14 protein-coding genes are annotated in these 14343 nt (G+C 50.0%); 4 read left to right on the plus strand and 10 right to left on the minus strand.

Annotation, left to right across the window (positions count from 1 at the left end; translation table 11 throughout):
* Nucleotides 1-659: 659 nt before the first annotated feature.
* The 6 genes from NDA01_RS04650 to NDA01_RS04675 form a co-directional block, all read right to left on the minus strand.
* Nucleotides 660-2444, minus strand: a complete 1785-nt coding sequence (locus tag NDA01_RS04650; protein ID WP_431193318.1) for a PhnE/PtxC family ABC transporter permease — start codon at nt 2442-2444, stop codon at nt 660-662.
* A 7-nt stretch (nt 2445-2451) separates the two neighbouring features.
* Nucleotides 2452-3213 carry a phosphonate ABC transporter ATP-binding protein gene (locus tag NDA01_RS04655; RefSeq protein ID WP_348227042.1) on the minus strand — a complete coding sequence of 254 codons (762 nt, stop codon included), beginning with the start codon at nt 3211-3213 and terminating at the stop codon, nt 2452-2454.
* Nucleotides 3210-4130 carry a putative selenate ABC transporter substrate-binding protein gene (locus tag NDA01_RS04660; protein WP_348227043.1) on the minus strand — a complete coding sequence of 307 codons (921 nt, stop codon included), beginning with the start codon at nt 4128-4130 and terminating at the stop codon, nt 3210-3212. The genes NDA01_RS04655 and NDA01_RS04660 overlap by 4 nt, the downstream gene beginning before the upstream one ends.
* A gap of 100 nt (nt 4131-4230) precedes the next feature.
* Nucleotides 4231-5460, minus strand: coding sequence for a bifunctional phosphopantothenoylcysteine decarboxylase/phosphopantothenate--cysteine ligase CoaBC (gene coaBC / locus NDA01_RS04665; RefSeq protein ID WP_348227044.1), 1230 nt, complete (start codon nt 5458-5460; stop codon nt 4231-4233).
* Nucleotides 5461-5557: 97 nt separating this feature from the next.
* Entirely contained in the window at nt 5558-5770 is a 213-nt protein-coding gene (gene isiD / locus NDA01_RS04670) for a protein IsiD (protein ID WP_190431449.1), read from the minus strand.
* 90 nt (nt 5771-5860) lie between these two features.
* Nucleotides 5861-6526 (minus strand): alpha/beta hydrolase, encoded by a 666-nt coding sequence (locus NDA01_RS04675; RefSeq protein WP_348227045.1) that lies wholly within the window; start codon nt 6524-6526, stop codon nt 5861-5863.
* A 135-nt stretch (nt 6527-6661) separates the two neighbouring features.
* Here NDA01_RS04675 and purH point away from each other — a divergent pair, with 135 nt between their 5' ends.
* Nucleotides 6662-8224: a bifunctional phosphoribosylaminoimidazolecarboxamide formyltransferase/IMP cyclohydrolase gene (gene purH, locus NDA01_RS04680; protein WP_348227046.1), complete on the plus strand. Its 1563-nt coding sequence runs from the start codon at nt 6662-6664 to the stop codon at nt 8222-8224.
* Between the two features lie 67 nt (nt 8225-8291).
* Here the strand turns inward: purH and NDA01_RS04685 are convergent, their stop codons facing one another.
* On the minus strand, nt 8292-9767 hold the full coding sequence (locus NDA01_RS04685; protein ID WP_348227047.1) for an ankyrin repeat domain-containing protein: 1476 nt from the start codon (nt 9765-9767) through the stop codon (nt 8292-8294).
* Between the two features lie 188 nt (nt 9768-9955).
* On the opposite strand from NDA01_RS04685, the gene NDA01_RS04690 reads away from it, so the two are divergent.
* Nucleotides 9956-10426 carry a DUF4079 domain-containing protein gene (locus tag NDA01_RS04690; RefSeq protein ID WP_190431441.1) on the plus strand — a complete coding sequence of 157 codons (471 nt, stop codon included), beginning with the start codon at nt 9956-9958 and terminating at the stop codon, nt 10424-10426.
* A 103-nt stretch (nt 10427-10529) separates the two neighbouring features.
* Here the strand turns inward: NDA01_RS04690 and NDA01_RS04695 are convergent, their stop codons facing one another.
* Nucleotides 10530-11258 carry a DUF1997 domain-containing protein gene (locus NDA01_RS04695; protein ID WP_190431440.1) on the minus strand — a complete coding sequence of 243 codons (729 nt, stop codon included), beginning with the start codon at nt 11256-11258 and terminating at the stop codon, nt 10530-10532.
* Nucleotides 11259-11850: 592 nt separating this feature from the next.
* Between NDA01_RS04695 and NDA01_RS04700 the strand changes: the two genes are divergently transcribed.
* Entirely contained in the window at nt 11851-12510 is a 660-nt protein-coding gene (locus NDA01_RS04700; protein WP_348227048.1) for an SDR family oxidoreductase, read from the plus strand.
* Nucleotides 12511-13338, plus strand: coding sequence for a glycoside hydrolase family 24 protein (locus NDA01_RS04705; protein ID WP_431193319.1), 828 nt, complete (start codon nt 12511-12513; stop codon nt 13336-13338).
* Here the strand turns inward: NDA01_RS04705 and NDA01_RS04710 are convergent.
* Together NDA01_RS04710 and NDA01_RS04715 are read right to left on the minus strand one after the other, a co-directional pair.
* Nucleotides 13306-13701 carry a metal-sensing transcriptional repressor gene (locus tag NDA01_RS04710; RefSeq protein ID WP_348227049.1) on the minus strand — a complete coding sequence of 132 codons (396 nt, stop codon included), beginning with the start codon at nt 13699-13701 and terminating at the stop codon, nt 13306-13308. The genes NDA01_RS04705 and NDA01_RS04710 overlap by 33 nt on opposite strands.
* A 54-nt stretch (nt 13702-13755) precedes the next feature.
* Nucleotides 13756-14247: a hypothetical protein gene (locus NDA01_RS04715; RefSeq protein ID WP_348227050.1), complete on the minus strand. Its 492-nt coding sequence runs from the start codon at nt 14245-14247 to the stop codon at nt 13756-13758.
* Between the last annotated feature and the right edge of the window lie 96 nt (nt 14248-14343).

A 14343-nucleotide genomic window follows, 5' to 3' on the forward strand; every position in this document is an offset into this window, starting at 1 on the left:
ACCAAAAAATGATTCATAACTCCGATGAACCTTGTCAGAGACCAGCCAAGAGTAAGACCTGAATCAACAGAATCTTTCTCTTGGAAGTCCTGCAATACTTGAGGCTAGCTTTTTCGATGAATGCCAAACCAATATGGTTTGACGCTGCCTACTTTCGCCGGGACTTAAGCAAAACCGCTCAGTATCCTTAGGGCACAAGCCAAGCTATTGATTGGAAGCCAATGCTAACACGCTTTGGTTCACTCAATCTCAGCCTGACCTTAACTCTCAATTAACGGACCCAGAAGCATTTCTCTTTGTCTGAGTTATCAACTCTGAGACAAAGGCAGCAAAGCTTTTACTTTGCTGAAATTCTGGGGAGAATTTGTTAGCCCGGTTTTTTGGCGACAATAAAACATCTTAGACAATTTGTTTGAACTTGTCTAGTCAATTTGCAAAATTAGTTCATCTAACGATTCAGTTTATTAAGCTTGGCCTGCAAAGCCGCATCAGGACGAAGACTCTTTAATCCCTCTTCTGTCACTCCTGTTAGAGAATAGCTAAAAGCCCCAAACTTCGTTGAGTGCTGCTTGGGTGTACGGGTGGAAACAATGCTTCAACAGCACTGCTATTTATTATTTTCCGAGAGTGACAGGAGAGGGTTAATAGTCAAAATCAAGCTATCGCAGGGCTTTGCGAAGAGTCGCGCTAATGAGATCCACTACGAATGTTAAACCAATAAAGCAACTCAACGTGACTAGTAATCCTGGATAGTCAAAGCTGCTGAGTTGTTCTGTCAGTAATCGACCGAGACCGCCCGCACCGACTAACCCCACAATCACGGTTTCTCGAATACACACTTCCCAACGGTAAAGGATGTAAGCGATAAAGCGAGGAAATGTGGGAGGCAAGACGCCATATAGAAAGACTTGGGCTCCTGCTGCACCTTGAGATTTGAGGGCTTTTAAGGGTCGCCTATCTAAATTTTCATTCACCTCAGCCATCAAGCGGCCCAAGATACCTAAGTTATGCAAGCCAAGGGCGATCGCACCAGGTAAGATTCCGGGAAATAAGACAAACAGCCACATCAAAGCCCAAATGGGGGCTGGAATGGCTCGGCTAACAAGCAACCAGAAGCGAGTCAGTAATAAACCCGTTGGACTCCAGAATTTGGCGGCTTGATTAGTTTTCGTTGGGTTCAGTAGGCCACCTGGCAAAAAAAAGTTGTGGGCGGCAGGAAAGGAAAGTAGGACACCACCGACTCCAGCGATCGCCATTGCCAAGATTGACATCGCCAGTGTTTGCGTTGCTAATTCCCAAAGTTGACTGCTGGAAATGCCAGTTAAATGAGGCGACCAAGCAGTTTGAAATACTTCGCTCAAGAGCTGTAGAGTCCGAGGTTGCCAAAGCTTGCTGACATCTGCTTGGACATACCAAAATGAAAACGGGAGCAATAGCACCACCCCCAGCCAAGAACCAATCACCACCGGATCGCGCTGATAAAACAGAGAGGGGCGCTGAGTCAAATTGAGAGTATTGAGATCCAGGCGATTCGGTAAACCCAGGCGATGGCGCAGGAGAGCGCTCCAAAAGTCAACGGAGCCGTTGAGAAGAAATAGCGCCAAGAACAGCGTCCACATCTGCTCGTAGCGTAGAGATTGCAGACTCAGTAAGATTTGATAGCCTAAGCCACCAGCTCCAATGATTCCTAGGACAGCCGCCGAACGAATTGAGCATTCAAATCGGTAGAACGTGTAAGAGAGTAGATTGGGAAAAGCTTGAGGAATTAAGCCATAAGTCAATGCTTGCAGTGGTGACACACCGCTATTTAGCAGTGCTAGCAAAGGCTGGCGAGGAGTTTCATCCAGAATTTCGGAGAAGACTTTAGCTGTAATTGCGCCGAAGGGAAGGGCGATCGCCAATACGGCTGTGAGTGGGTCTAACCCGAAAACGTTGACGAAAAACAATCCCCAGATAATTTCATGAATCGCACGTGGCACCGACAACACTGCTCTAATACTGAGCCAAGGCCAGCGATCGCGATTGGCCAATGACCAACGTTGGGGCTTTTTCCCCCAGGACTGGAAGCGAACCGCCTCACGTTTGCCTAGAAAAACTGATTGCCACCAAACCTCCGAGGCTAGAACACCACCGATTACACCGATTGCAACACTAAGGCTAGTTCCGCATACAGCGTAGGCGAGTGTTGTGAGCGTGGAGTGCCAAGTGAGCCAAAGAAAATCCGGGCTGAGATTAGGGTGCAGACTAGCTTCGAGAAAGCGCCCGACTAAGCTCCAACCCCCTAGATTGAAAGGGCTACGGCTAAAAATGCCAGTTTGTTGTACAGACCAAGCGATCGCAGCCAAACAGACGGCTCCCCACAGCGTTCGTGGATTGAACAGCGAAGGGCGAGGAGGTAGTTTGGTAGAGAGTTTAGCGAAGGAGCGATTGCGAGTCGGCCACACAGCAAATCTAATTTTCGTGATCAATTCGGTAGAGCGCTGCAATCATTTCAGGTGAGATCGCAGTCGAAGGCACATCAAAGAGGATTTGTCCTTGCCTTAAGCCAATGATGCGATCGCAGTGGCTTTGTGCCAGTTCAATGGAGTGCAAGCTCATCACTAAGGTCTTGCCTGTGCTCTGGCTGAGATGGCGTAACAGATCCATAATTTCTCGGCTGCGCTCTGGGTCGAGGCTAGCGATCGGTTCATCCGCCAAAATCACCGTCGGGTTTTGCACTAGTACTCGCGCTAAAGCGACCCGTTGCTGTTGTCCCCCCGAAAGTTGGTCGGTGCGATCGTAGAGCTTTTCAGGAATGCCCACTTGAACCAGAGCTTTGGCGGCAACTTCCACTTCCAGAGGCCAAAGCAGAGAAAGGGCTGATTTCAACCAAGACCAGTGCCCCAAGTGACCTGCGTTGACGTTATGCACCACTCGTAGATTATCGACCAGGTGGAACTGCTGGTAGATAGTACCAATCTGTTGCTGTACTCGTCGCAACGTCCGAGGGGAAAGCATCGACAAATTGCGACCAATGGCCCAAACCTCTCCTTGGGTAGGAAACAAGGTGCCATTGAGCAAGCTGATTAATGTACTTTTTCCCGCCCCACTAGGGCCAACCAAAGCTACCCGCTCTCCCGCTTGAATTTGCAAGTTAATCTCGGCCAAGGCGGGAAACGAGCCAAACCATTGACCAACCTGTTTCAACTCCAAAATCGGGCTAGCCGCACTCATTTAATCTTGCCAATCTCGCGACCTACGGCTTCAATTTTGGCGTAGTTACCGTTCTGAGTGGGGATAAACTTCTGCGCCCCGAACAAATCCAGAATTTCCTTTTGCTCTGGCACCTTGGGGTCCAGCTTTAGTAAAGCTGCTTGTACCTTCTGCGGAAAGTCCTCACCATAGCGCTGTTTGACCTGGGGATTGACTACCCAGTGATAGTCATAGTAAGCGGGCGTTTGCCACAACACCACAACCTTGTCTAGATTGACTTCCCCAGCCTTAACGCGATCGCGCCAAACTTGCTGATTCAGCACTCCAGCGTCGTAGGTTCCTGCTTCTACTAATTTGATCGTGGCATCATGTGAGCTAGAAAATCCTGGTTGACCTTTGAAGTCGTTCAGACCTATACCCGCTTGCTGGAGGAAATACTGCGGCATCAAACGGCCCGATGTTGAGGACTCACTGCCAAAGGTAAATGTACGACCCTTCAATGCGGTTAATTCTTTTAGCTCTTGAATGGGAGTGAGACCGCTGGATTTATTGGCGATAAAAACGCTGTGAAACTTCTCGTCAATATCCCGTTGGGCGATCGCTTCTGCCCCCGGCACCTGTAAGCGCGCTTGCACCCCTGTCAAACCACCAAACCAAACCAAATCTAAATCACCCACCTTAAAGGCAGTCACAGCGGCGGTGTAGTCATTCACAGGTTTGTACTGAACTGTCACCCCTAATTCTTTGGTTAAGTAGTCTGTCAGCTTGCTATATAAACGCTGTAACTTCTCTGGGTCTTGGTCTGGAATGGCTCCTGCCACCAAGGACTGTACCTGACCACTTGCATTCGGTGCTGATGCTGTTGAGTTTGGTTGAGGTGAGCAAGCCACCAGGGGAAGCAACAGCAGTAATACACCAACCAAACCAGCTTTTTTCATATGGATTTCATCTCTTCTAAATCGCACCAGACCAGAAAAGATAATAATCTGAATCTACAATCAAGCCGACCGTTACTGAGACGTTTCCAGTAGAAAGGCTTTAGGTAGACGGCATTGTTTGCACAAAATCAAACAAACGATGTGCCATTTCTAGCTTGCTGCACTGGGGAACAGGAACTCGACGACCGTAGACATCGAGCAGAACTGCTTGATTAGTATCTGTGCCGAAACCGCTATCAGGTTGATCTACCGGATTGGCTGCGATCGCATCTAGTTTCTTGCGCCGCAGTTTATCTAAGGCAGGGGTGACAATATCTCCAGTTTGGGCTGCAAAACCAACTAAGCGCTGGTGGGGTTGCTTGAGGCTACCAATTTCGGCAGCAATATCAGGCACCAAAGCCAGCGGTAGGGTAGCAGGGAGCGATCGCTTTGGGAGTTTTTCGGCGTGATATTCGGCAGGTTTAACATCGGCTACTGCTGCTGACATCACAATCCAATCGGCATTAGGTAAGCACTCTAGCAAAGCTCGGCGCATCTCCTCGGCACTGACCACGGGGAGCGATCGCGCTCCTTGTAAGGGCGAACGGCCGTTCGCCCTTACTCCAATTAAGGGGGCATGAACCAGGGTGACTTGAGCACCACGATGTAGAGCTGCTTGCGCTAGAGCTAGACCCATTTTGCCCGTGGAAGGATTGCCAATAAAGCGAACGGGGTCGAGATGCTCACGAGTCCCCCCGGCACTAATTAAAATTTGCCTGCCAGCTAAATCTCGTTGGCCTCGCGTGTGCAACAGGGAAAGCAAGTGCGGTAAGATTTCTTCTGGTTCTGCCATCCGACCTGCCCCAACGCGATCGCAAGCTAATAAACCTGCTCCTGGCCCAACGGTGTGATAGCGGGAGTCAGCTTGAATTTGCTGCCAGTTCCGTTGTACTGCCTGTTGCTCCCACATATCTGTGTTCATCGCTGGAGCGAGCAGAACCGGGCAAGTAGAAGCCAGAACCGTGTTCGTGAGTAAGTTATCTGCTAAACCGTAGACCAACTTGGCTAGAGTGTTGGCGGTGAGGGGAGCCAACAACAATACTTCAGCCCATTCCCCTAACTCTATGTGGAGGGGACGACCCTGGACTGGCTGCCAAAAGTCTTGATCGGTATAAGCAGTATGACGCGACAGCGTAGCAAACGTTAGGGGGGTGACAAATGCCTGGGCCGACTGCGTCAAAATCACTCTGACTTCTGCACCTGCTTTGGCGAGGTTGGAAACGACCTCACAAATTTTGTAAGCAGCAATGCCCCCACTGATGCCGATTAAAACTCGTTTACCTTGAAGCATGAATTGATTGACTGGAATTGACCTCTCCCATCCCCTCTCCTACTAGGAGAGGGGATGGGGAGGCAGGGTGAGGTTTGATTTTGGCTAAATCACAACTCTAGGCTTCGTCGTAGGCCTCTAAATCCAGCAGGTGCATGTAAGGTTCAATCAATTCGGGACGTTGGAAGGCGATCGCCCGGAGGAGATGCCAATCATTCAATCCATCAAACGGATTGGTATAGCTATCCTGCTCTAGACGTGTGGCTAAATCCGCAACATCAGACTCAGTCAACGCTTCAATCTGTCGGCTCGAAATACTCAACGTAGTCATCGCCCGCACCTCCCGTCAGCAGCACCAGCATGTAGTGGATAGCTTGATCCAAGTACCCCTCTATACTACTGAGTTCAGTCAGTATACCCGTCAAACTTTATAAGAAGTTTTTGCACGATTCTGTGACAGTACTTGAAGCACAAACGTCCGCATGAGCTGCAACACTTCTGGACGAACATCGTGCCCCATCTGAAATTCTTGATACTGCACTGACACCCCTAATGCTAGGAGCCGATCCCTCGCATCTCGCGCTGCACTGAGAGGCACGACGTTATCTTGCAGACCATGCGCCATAAACACAGGTGGAAAGGCATCGCTTTTGGGTTGGGATGATTGATGCCAATAACCGCTTAAAGAAACCAAACCTGCCAACGGTAAGCTAAGCCCCACATCCAACGTCATTGCGCCGCCTTGGGAGAAACCAGCCAGAACCGTTCTCGATAGTGGCACTCCTGTCTGCCCTTCTAGAGATTGGAGCCAATCGGTGAGCAGTTGGCGGCTTGCTGCTAGACCTGTTCCGTCGGCAACGGGGAAGGTCGGCGTTTGACCAAAGCTGTACCACATGCGCCCAGAAGGTGGGTTGTAAGGATGAGGCAACGGCCCGTCTGGGCAGAGAAATTGACAACTCGACAAACTCAGCAGGGGCAGTAACGACGCTACATCTTGAGCATTTGCACCCCAACCATGTAGGACCACGATCAGTCCTTCAGGAGCCTGACCTGTTGCGGGTGGAATTGAGATAGCCTGTAGACTCAAAGTGACTCCTTTCAGAATTGCGACAAATAGCGATCGCTGCCTGGATAATCATAATTTCGCATCGGTGCAAATTCCATTTATCCTGAGTAAGGCAAGTTTTCTGACTGTTTGTGCACTAGGGGAGATTTCGGCGTCATGGCGCGTCTAGCACTGCTGAGTACATCGGATAAAACAGGTCTCATTGACCTCGCTCGCAGCTTAGTAGAAGAATTTGAGTTTGACCTGATCAGCAGTGGGGGCACCGCCCAAGCCCTAAAAGACGCTGGGCTACCTGTAACTAAAGTGTCCGATTACACGGGGTTTCCCGAAATCCTGGGGGGTCGCGTCAAGACCTTGCAGCCTCGGATTCATGGCGGCATTTTGGCCCGGCGAGATGTGCCCCAAGATTTAGCGGATTTGGAAGCGCACCAGATTCGCCCCATCGATCTAGTTGTAGTGAATCTCTACCCCTTCGAGCAAACGATCGCGAAACCAGGGGTAACTTTAGGCGAAGCGATCGAGCAGATTGATATTGGTGGGCCAGCAATGTTGCGAGCCTCGGCAAAAAACCACGCTCACCTGACCGTACTGTGCGATCCCACTCAATACAATACTTATTTGCAAGAGTTACGGCAAAACAACGGCGCAGCGTCTCTAGAATTCCGTCGGGCTTGCGCCTTACAGACTTTCCAACATACGGCTGCCTATGACCAAGCGATCGCCACTTATCTGAGTCAAGTCGGTTCCGCTCAGGGTGAATCGGCGGATCTGCCCCAGCAATTCTCTCTCTCTGGTCAGCAATTGCAACCGCTACGTTATGGCGAAAATCCGCACCAACCTGCGGCTTGGTACCAAACTGGAGCCACAACAACCGGATGGGCCGCAGCGACTAAGCTCCAAGGCAAAGAGCTGAGCTACAACAACTTGGTGGACCTTGAAGCGGCACGGCGGATTATTGCTGAATTTAGTGATCCCCAAAGTCCTGCTGCCGCCACCATCATTAAACACAACAATCCTTGTGGTACTGCCTTAGGCAATAGCCTAGTGGAAGCGTACCAGAAAGCCTTCAATGCCGATTCCACTTCGGCGTTTGGTGGCATCGTGGCTCTCAACCGCCCGATTGATGCGGCAACGGCGACTGAACTCACCAAAACCTTCTTGGAATGTGTGGTTGCTCCAGGTTGCGATGCTGAGGCTCAAGAAATTCTGGGAGCTAAATCGAAAGTTCGCGTTTTAACCTTACCTGACCTGCGAAGTGGAGCGAAAGATAACGTCAAAGCGATCGCTGGAGGCTTTCTAGTGCAATCGTCCGATGATGCGGTCGAAGATCCTACTCAATGGCAAGTAGTGACAGAGCGCCAACCCACCGATGAGCAGCTAGAAGAACTTCTGTTTGCCTGGAAAGTCTGTAAGCATGTCAAGTCCAATGCAATTGTGGTGACACGCGATCGCACCACGTTAGGAGTGGGGGCAGGCCAAATGAACCGCGTTGGTTCCGTCAAAATTGCCTTAGAGCAAGCAGGCGACAAAGTTCAAGGAGCCACCCTAACCAGTGACGGCTTCTTCCCCTTCGATGACTCCGTGCGAACTGCCGCCGCCGCTGGCATCGTCGCGATCGCTCAACCGGGTGGCAGCATGCGCGATCAAGATTCAATTCAAGCAGCCAACGAGCTAGGCATCATCATGGTGCTGACAGGCGTGCGCCACTTCCTCCACTAACCACCCACCTCTAACACTGCCTCTATTTCCCCTTCCCTACGAGGGAAGGGGCCAGGGGTTAGGTTCTTCACTCTGCCCCCGCTTGTTTCAGCAATCGCGCTACCTGATCAAACCCATTAAATTCAGCCAGCATTAACGCCGTGTAGCCACCTCGATTCTTCAAGTTGACATCAGCTCCCGCCTTAAGTAGCATCTGAACTGCCTCAACTCGCCCTCGGTGCGCTGCCCACATTAATGCTGTGGCTCCCGCCTGGTCTTGCAGATTAGCATCCGCTCCCTGTTGCAGCAGCTCCTGCATAACATCGACGTAATCGCGATCGCAAGCTTTCATTAAAGGCGTTTTGCCATCGTCGCCTTGAGTGTTGGCATCGGCACCATAAGCGAGCAAGGCTTGTACGACAGGCGTACGACCTCGCATCGTAGCAATGCTCAGAGCCGTTTCACCAAAGTTTCTCGCCGCTGCATCTGCTCCCTGACGCAGCAGAGCGATCGCAATCTCACAGTAGCCGTGAATCGCTGCCACCATGAGGGGTGTATCGCCTAAACGGTTGCGGGTTTGACAATCTGCGCCGCGACTCAGCAGCAACTCCACCATTGCGGTGTGCCCCTCCACCACCGCTAGGTTCAATGCCGTTTCGGACTCTTGATCTTTGGCATTAATATCTGCGCCTGCGTTGAGTAAAGCAGTGGCGATCGCTATTTCTCCACTAGCAGCCACAGCCATTAAAGCGGTAGCACCTTCTCGGTTCTTGGCATTCGCATCTGCACCTTGCGCCAGCAAAGTTTGCACTACTGGCAAATGCCCTTGGTCCGCTGCCAAAGTTAGGGCTGTTTCTCCCTCCCCATCTGGAACATTGACATTAGCACCTTTGGCTAACAGCGCTTGCACCGCACCCCCAAAGCCTAGCTCTGCCGCTTGCATCAAAGCAGTTCTACCGTCTGGGGTTTGACCGTCTATCGCTGCTCCGTGCTCAACCAACACTCTGACAACTTCTACCCGATTCTCGCTGGCCGCTAAAGTCAGGGCAGTTTCACCATAACTGGTTTGGTTGGGATTGGCCCCCACTTCTAGCAAAGCGCGGACAACTGCTGTATGCCCTTGAGCCACAGCTAAATTAAGCGCCGTGTCCTCATCTTTGTCCTGCACATCTGGCTTTGCACCCGCTTGTAGCAAAAGTTGCACCGTATGGATATGGCCTTTCAGCGCTGCTGCCATTAGCGCTGTACTACCGTCATCATTGCGAGCATTCACCGCTGCCCCGTGGGCCAACAAAATTTGCACGCTATCAACTCGGTTATTGGCTGCTGCTAGCATGAGGGCCGTGATGCCAAACGTCACTCTGACAGCATCAACCTCGGCTCCCGCCTCCAAGAGCAACCGCACAATTTCGGTGTAGCCGCTGTGAGCTGCAAACATTAAAGCCGTGGTGCCATCTTTATCTTCAGCATCAGGACTCGCACCAGATGCCAGTAAAGCCTGTACTTGACCCACATCACCCCGTCTAACCGCCTGAAGAAATGCAAGATTGTTAGCAGCGGTCATTTTTTGACATCACCCCGTGCGAAATGTAATAGTTCACCCATTTAATTTTGCTGGTTGGGGCTCGCCCGCCCACACTATCCCGTAAATCTAATTTGGTGAAGTAGTGGATTTTCTATCAATAGAGAGTTGACTATTATGCTAACTTTTATGAAGTTCCTTAGCCAATCCTTGATTCCCCTGAGCACCTTATGAGCTTCGAGATCCCCGAATCGACAAAATTCTGGCTCAACTTTCTACATCCTGTAATGATGTGGGTTTTGTTAGCGATCGCCTTTTACGCAACCTATCTAGGCTTCCAATGGCAACGGACTCGTACAGCCGAAGGGGACGAGAAAAAAGAACTACTCAAAGGTCGGTTCAACATTCGCCACCATCAATTTGGTTCGCTGTTGTTGGCTGTCATGGTAATCGGAACGCTAAGTGGTATGGCTGTCACCTACATTAATAACGGCAAACTATTCGTCGGACCTCACCTTTTAGCAGGGCTAGGTATGACTGGAATGATTGCAGTTTCTGCGGCGCTCACCCCTTTTATGCAGAAGGGCAAGGACTGGGCTCGCTACACCCACATTGCCATCAACTTCGTACTCCTAGGACTTTTTAGCTGGCAAGCCGTTACGGGGATGCAAATTGTTCAGCGCATTTTAAATCCTACCTAGGCTTGGCAACTTTGTTGGTAACTTAGACAGAATTTTGGCTCATTGAACCAAAAAGAAGGGGCGCAACTTGCGCCCCTTTTGCATGCTTGAACTAAGTTTTGAATTAAGCCGATTTCCGCTTGAAGTGTTTTGGAAACGGAACTCCAATCTCATTATGAAAATCTTCTTGTACCTTATAAGTGAGGCGACGAGAGATCTGCTTGACCACTTGGTAAAGCAAGCGATCGCCCGTATTTTGAATCATGTTTTTTGGCAGGGTGTGGATAAACTTGGGAAATTGTAGCGACACCACCAAATCCAACTGCCACTCCACTTGCGTCATTACTGGGGGTAGATTGGCGATCGCTGAGCGCTTGATTTTCGCCATCTCAGCGACTTGCTCTGTTGGCACTTCTATCAATTGCAACGCGGCTTGAAAATCTACTTCATAGCCTTGAGGAACATAGTCGGGCACCGGGATTGTTCTGATTCGGTAAACCCCTTGATCTTGAGGAAGCAAATCTAAGCCGACTCTCGGCTCTACCTGATAACCAAAGGAACCATACGGACCAAGAATGAGCGCGTAACCATTCTGACCCAAAGTTTCAACTTTTAGAGGATGAGCACAGCGACGAAACCAACCGTGATGAGAATCCATGTACTCGGCAACGGTGGCACGCTCAGCAAACATTTCCATGCAGTCAATGAACTGGCTCTGAAATTGAGTTGTCTCTGTCTGGCCCTGAGTGGTTTCTTCTGAATTCAAATAAGTCGGCTCGATAAACCCTGTCATTGGATGCAAAATTGCCTCAGCGGAATCAGCAGGTTGATGTTCAATGAAATTTGACTGCATAGCAAGCGTTCCTGCACTAGTTGCTCATCGCTCAACTCTAGGACTCTCAACAGGCTATTGATTTTCCACATTCTATATAGAACTTAATTTAGAGTGATGGAAAACCAACCCTACTTTGTTCCAGGCTCAATCTCGACGGAGGAAGCAATGAGTGAATCTCGGAATGATTGTTTCCTCAGCATAGCTCCTGCTATTCCGGCTCAACATGCTTAATGTTACGGATTGAAATCGGGATTTATGCGCCAAGTTAGGGTGGAATTAAGTATTTTTTCAGTCTAGTAGCTTTACGCTGAGTTAATGAAGCAGGACATCACAGCTAGGGTGAGATCTCGATCAATCAGCCAGCAACCGCTACTCCAGACTAGTCAACCTAAAACAAACTTGACTCTTTTATCAAACAAATTACTCACGAATTACTAACCAAAAGTTCAATTTTACCGTGGGGATCAATTCATTCTATAGAAAGGTAAGCGACTGCAGAAGTTCCACTATAATCGTCTAGGTTCGTTGAGTAGTCTGCCTCAAGCGATCGCGCTATGCAGGTAGTCTATCGCTGGAAAATCTACGTACTAACAGGAAAGTAGAAACAGCAATGAAAGCGTTTGTAGCTGGAGCCACAGGCAAAACAGGTCGCAGGATTGTAGAAGAACTACTCAAGCGCAACATTCCCGTCCGGGCATTGGTGCGCGATCTTGCAACCGTTCGGGATAGCTTCCCGCCTGAAGTGGAATTAGTGGTCGGAGATGTCTTAAAACCTGATACCTTAACCACCGCTTTAGGAGACAGCACGGTCTTGCTCTGTGCTACTGGTGCCAGACCCAGTTTTGATGTCACAGGTCCTTATAAAGTGGACTACGAGGGTACTCGAAATTTGGTGAATGCAGCCAAAGCTCACGGAATTGAGCATTTTGTTTTTGTTTCTTCCCTCTGTGTGTCACGGCTCTTCCACTTCTTGAACTTGTTCGGCCTGATTTTAGTTTGGAAAAAGCAGGCAGAGCAGTATCTGCAACAAAGCGGTCTCACTTATACGATTGTGCGACCCGGCGGTTTGACTGAGGCAGAAGGTACTAATGCAGTGGTGCTGTGCCAGGCTGACACTTTGTTTGACGGCAGTATTCCTCGGGCTCAAGTTGCTCAAGTTTGTGTTGAAGCGCTATTTCAACCGACAGCTCGCAACCAGATCGTGGAAGTGATTGCTGAGGCAAAGGCTCCAGCTAGACCCGTCGAGGAACTGTTTACCAGTGTGGCTTAATTGAACGAAAGTAATACTATTCGGCGATCGCCACGTCGTACTCGTCGTCCCGCTCTAGCCTCTACTCGGCAAAGCAGACGCCAAAACCGTAGAACTAAAGCCTTACAAAGGTTTATTGGTAGCTGCCTTGCGCTGGTGGGTCTCTTACTAGCTCTCTCGCATTGGCCCACGCGATCGCCTTTGCCAGAGCAGTCTCAAATTACTAGCGAATTACCGCCTTTAGTCATGCCGGGAGGCGATCCCTACGTTCGGGCCTTGATGCGAACTATTTCGGCTAGCGAGTCGAACGATGCCTCTCCTTATACGGTGCTCTATGGCGGCCAACACATTTCCGACTTCACTGAGCATCCCGATCTCTGTATTAAGATCGTCAACGGACCGAACAAAGGCAACTGCACAACGGCAGCAGGCCGCTATCAATTTCTTACGACCACCTGGGCAGAAAAAGCGCGCTTGTATCACCCCAATTCCACGCGCTTCCTGTTTTGGGAAACCTATAGCTTTGAGCCTCAGTATCAAGACGAGGTAGTTTATGCTTGGCTCCGAGATCCCCAAGCTTGGGGCGTCGATATTCCGGCCTTATTAAGGGCGGGTGAGATCAACCCAGTTTTAGAACTGTTATCAGGTACTTGGACGAGCTTGGGCTATGGCATCGAGGATAATCAAATGACAGGGGCGCTCCCAGAGATCTATCAAAAGCTACTTCAAGAAGAACTTGAGGCCGAGAGAGCTTCCCGCCATACGGAAGCCCGACCGATTATGCATTGGTCTGATTGGAACCTATTAAGCCAACAGCTAGGGCAAGAAGCGATCCAAGGCAGCTTTTAGCTCTTCAATTTCGACTTCGATATTGCCTTCTAAAGCAGCACGGGCAACACACTGAGTTAAATGCTCATCTAAAATCATCCGCGCCACTCGGTCTACTGCTCCCCGAACTGCGGCCAGTTGTACCAATACATCTGGGCAGGGACGACTCTCTTGCACCATGACTTTGATGCCACGAACATGACCTTCAATGCGAGAAAGGCGGTTGACAATGCGCCGTAGCGATTCTTCACTGTGCACATGAGGATGATCGGCTACGCCATTCACAGCGTGGGAATGATCGCCATGAGCTACATCCTCGAAGGTTAGATGGTTTGTCCTTGGTGAAGACAACATTTCATTTGGATGGGGCTCAGATTTAGTCATTGCGCTCAACCAGGACAGCAGAGGTATGCTTCATTCTAACTTAGGGTGCTCATCTCAAGGGGAAGTTTGAGGACTGACTTCTGCACTTGGGTTGTTGACAGATGGGGCTTTGTAACCTGATAAGGCAGCGAGTTCTAAGAGCGATCGCGTACCCGAATAAAGACGATCGCCAATCTCCCAGGTAGGATAACCTTCAATCTGTTTGGCTTGACACAAGTCTGGCTGGGGTTTTTCACCTTTTGGGTCACATTCTACATAAGGCACGGTAGCTACGGCAGGCCCAAACAAAGCTTTTTGATCAGCACAATGAGGGCACCAGTAAGCGCCATACATTTTGGCTCCTGTCTGCTGGAGGTGCTGAGCTAAGCTTTGTTCAAAGGCAACCGTTTCCGGTGGTGTTGGAAGATTGGCGGCAGTTAGGTCGTCGCAACCCCACAGGAAAACGGCCAAGCTCAGCGCGATCGCCACACTTAAAAATTTTGCTTGTCTGAGTAATGCCGCCAGTGGATTCCGGCTGCTCTGCTCGTTTTGCTGACTAGACAACATCACCTTAATTTTCTCCCGTCATATCTCACAGGATAAAGCCCAAACTAAAGCCCAACGTGGAAGCATCTTACTATTTGCGATCGCTCACCTGTACGA

This window comes from Trichocoleus desertorum AS-A10, assembly GCF_039962155.1.
In the GTDB taxonomy this organism is placed as follows: domain Bacteria; phylum Cyanobacteriota; class Cyanobacteriia; order FACHB-46; family FACHB-46; genus Trichocoleus.

Bases quoted from the DNA above. Each gene is read 5' to 3' on its own strand.
- NDA01_RS04655 (WP_348227042.1), bottom strand. From the start codon at position 3,213: ATGAGTGCGGCTAGCCCGATTTTGGAGTTGAAACAGGTTGGTCAATGG.
- NDA01_RS04660 (WP_348227043.1), bottom strand. From the start codon at position 4,130: ATGAAAAAAGCTGGTTTGGTTGGTGTATTACTGCTGTTGCTTCCCCTG.
- coaBC (WP_348227044.1), bottom strand. From the start codon at position 5,460: ATGCTTCAAGGTAAACGAGTTTTAATCGGCATCAGTGGGGGCATTGCT.
- isiD (WP_190431449.1), bottom strand. From the start codon at position 5,770: ATGACTACGTTGAGTATTTCGAGCCGACAGATTGAAGCGTTGACTGAG.
- purH (WP_348227046.1), top strand. From the start codon at position 6,662: ATGGCGCGTCTAGCACTGCTGAGTACATCGGATAAAACAGGTCTCATT.
- NDA01_RS04685 (WP_348227047.1), bottom strand. From the start codon at position 9,767: ATGACCGCTGCTAACAATCTTGCATTTCTTCAGGCGGTTAGACGGGGT.
- NDA01_RS04690 (WP_190431441.1), top strand. From the start codon at position 9,956: ATGAGCTTCGAGATCCCCGAATCGACAAAATTCTGGCTCAACTTTCTA.
- NDA01_RS04695 (WP_190431440.1), bottom strand. From the start codon at position 11,258: ATGCAGTCAAATTTCATTGAACATCAACCTGCTGATTCCGCTGAGGCA.
- NDA01_RS04700 (WP_348227048.1), top strand. From the start codon at position 11,851: ATGAAAGCGTTTGTAGCTGGAGCCACAGGCAAAACAGGTCGCAGGATT.
- NDA01_RS04710 (WP_348227049.1), bottom strand. From the start codon at position 13,701: ATGACTAAATCTGAGCCCCATCCAAATGAAATGTTGTCTTCACCAAGG.
- NDA01_RS04715 (WP_348227050.1), bottom strand. From the start codon at position 14,247: ATGTTGTCTAGTCAGCAAAACGAGCAGAGCAGCCGGAATCCACTGGCG.